The sequence below is a fragment of the Candidatus Obscuribacterales bacterium genome, from assembly GCA_036703605.1.
Lineage (GTDB): Bacteria > Cyanobacteriota > Cyanobacteriia > RECH01 > RECH01 > RECH01.
The window spans coordinates 1-2,032 of the sequence record DATNRH010000886.1; the positions used below are offsets into that span (position 1 = coordinate 1).

The window sequence follows — 2,032 nt, forward strand, 5'->3', positions numbered from 1 at the left end:
TAAGCAGGGGCGATAGCCCCCATCATCTTCACCTTTACCTCCATCTCATCACGGTCTGCTGTAGCCCCTTGAGACACTCGCGCCTCACCTCATCGGAGTAGCCTCGGTGAGATTCATACGTATCAATGAACTGACGACCGCAGGCAACGCAGATGTGATTTTGCTTACCACTTCTCTTGCCGTTTTTACGGATATGAGTAGCCCCGCACTCTGGACATTGCATGGCAGATTCCTCCTGTTCATCTTCTAATTATGCAACACCCATCGCTCTATCGTCAACGACATCCTGTGGATTCTGCGAACGGGTGCCCTATGGCGAAACTTGCCGGAACGCTATGGATCATGGTCAACGGTTTCAGGACGGTTTTACCATTGGTGCAAAACAGGGCTGTGGCAGCAGGTGTTTGCGACACTCCAGGAAGAGGCAGATGCCAAAGGTCAGATTAATTGGGAGATCCATTTCGTCGATGGAAGTATCATCCGTGCTCATCAACATGCGGCAGGGGCAAAAGGGGGAACTAAAGCCAGACCTTGAGCGCTCTGAGCTTCAACAGGTGCAGGCACGAGAGGTCTTAGGTCGCTCCCAGGAAGGATTTAGTCCCAAGATTCATTTGCGTTGTGATGGCAATGGCTTACCCATCACCTTTGTACTGACAGCGGGCGAACGCCACAAAACAGTCGTACCAGGCGCAAAGAGACTAGCAGTCCGGCAATCGATTAACTGGCCAAACCAGTAAATAGAACCGATATCCTTCCGTTCAGCAGTATTGAAATCTCGGCATCCTGCAACTAGGCTCACCCAATCGGGTAAGCCTGGAACCCTTTAGGAGAAGACATGATCCAGATTTGGCAAGGGCAAACAGGGGAGTTGATCACCGAAATCGCCGCTGATGGCACTACCCACTTTGAGGCGATCGCCATCAGTCATGGGGGCACTCAGCTTGCCGCGATCGTCCAGACCCTGCCAGATAATGCGCTAACGCTGCAGTCATGGCAAGTGGAAGCGGGACAACATCTCGGCAGCAGTCTCTCGGCACCGCCCAAAGCCAGTTTCGGGATGAAGCCGGCTTTGTCGGCGTGCCGCTGGTGGAAGTCGGATTTCAACCCGGTGATGCCCCTGTTTCCCGCCCAGAAGGGGCTATCCTAAGCGAGGTTCCTCCAAATCCGGCAGCAAATGCCAAATACCTATTTTACTTGCACGGTAAAATCATCGAAGACGAAGTCATCCGTCCGACTCACCCGGCCTATGGCACCTACGAATACGAACAGATTCTCACCACGTTTGAGCAGCGGGGTTTTACGGTTATCAGTGAGGCAAGATCGCTCAATACCGATGTTGATGACTATGCTACGATCACCGCGGGGCAAATTTAAGCCTTGATTGCCCAGGCGTTCCCCTTAAGCAAATCACCGTCGTAGGGGCCGCTAAGGGAGCCGCTATTGGGATGTTGACGTCTACCCAGTTGCGCGATCGCGATGTCAACTTTGTTCTGATCAGCAACGGCAGTGACTGGGTGGAAGACCATTTCGCCATTGATTTATATGGCCGTGTCCTCTCGATTTGTGACGTGAATGATGAGATTAGCCAAACTTGCGACAGCCTGTTTGCCAAGGCTACTGGACTTAACCATTAAGCCGAAATTGAACTCACTATCGGCACCGGCCACGCCATCTTATTCAAACCACTCGAAGCGTGGGTGCAACCTGTTGTACAGTGGTCACAAACCCAATCCATCAGCACCCGTGATAGCAGTTTTGCAGCACCCGTTTAGAGTTATCGGAGTTCAGTTTTGAGCATTTTTCAACGTCCTCGACGAGTTGCGATCGCCCTACGAGACAACACCCTCAGCGAACGCGAAAAACTCAATTTTCTTTGGGTTTTGTTTGCACTCAGTGGCATTTTTGGTGAAGAGAGCGCTTTAGTGGCGCTTCGAGCACTGTCAAGCGGATATGGCCTGCTTCTGGCTGTGCCCTGGATCATTTTGATTTGGGGAACCATTGCCAGTTATCGGGCTAACCAGCGGGGCGACAA

5 protein-coding genes and 1 pseudogene are annotated in these 2,032 nt (G+C 52.1%); 5 read left to right on the forward strand and 1 reads right to left on the reverse strand.

The features are described from left to right. Positions 1 to 67 precede the first annotated feature (67 nt). Positions 68 to 223: pseudogene (locus tag V6D20_18175) on the reverse strand (IS1 family transposase). Between the two features lie 244 nt (positions 224 to 467). On the opposite strand from V6D20_18175, the gene V6D20_18180 reads away from it, so the two are divergent. The 5 genes from V6D20_18180 to V6D20_18200 all read left to right on the forward strand — a co-directional run. Continuing rightward, positions 468 to 737, forward strand: a complete 270-nt coding sequence (locus tag V6D20_18180) for a hypothetical protein (GenBank protein HEY9817710.1) — start codon at positions 468 to 470, stop codon at positions 735 to 737. 98 nt (positions 738 to 835) lie between these two features. Beyond that, positions 836 to 1,147, forward strand: a complete 312-nt coding sequence (locus V6D20_18185; protein ID HEY9817711.1) for a hypothetical protein — start codon at positions 836 to 838, stop codon at positions 1,145 to 1,147. A gap of 47 nt (positions 1,148 to 1,194) precedes the next feature. Continuing rightward, positions 1,195 to 1,374 (forward strand): hypothetical protein, encoded by a 180-nt coding sequence (locus V6D20_18190; protein ID HEY9817712.1) that lies wholly within the window; start codon positions 1,195 to 1,197, stop codon positions 1,372 to 1,374. A 71-nt stretch (positions 1,375 to 1,445) separates the two neighbouring features. Further along, entirely contained in the window at positions 1,446 to 1,634 is a 189-nt protein-coding gene (locus V6D20_18195) for a hypothetical protein (GenBank protein HEY9817713.1), read from the forward strand. Between the two features lie 156 nt (positions 1,635 to 1,790). Further along, on the forward strand, positions 1,791 to 2,032 hold a 242-nt coding region (locus V6D20_18200; protein ID HEY9817714.1), incomplete at its 3' end, for a hypothetical protein.

What these genes read in the sequence shown, in the direction of transcription:
- V6D20_18195 (HEY9817713.1), top strand. Translation starts at nt 1,446, where the DNA reads ATGTTGACGTCTACCCAGTTGCGCGATCGCGATGTCAACTTTGTTCTG.
- V6D20_18185 (HEY9817711.1), top strand. Translation starts at nt 836, where the DNA reads ATGATCCAGATTTGGCAAGGGCAAACAGGGGAGTTGATCACCGAAATC.
- V6D20_18180 (HEY9817710.1), top strand. Translation starts at nt 468, where the DNA reads ATGGAAGTATCATCCGTGCTCATCAACATGCGGCAGGGGCAAAAGGGG.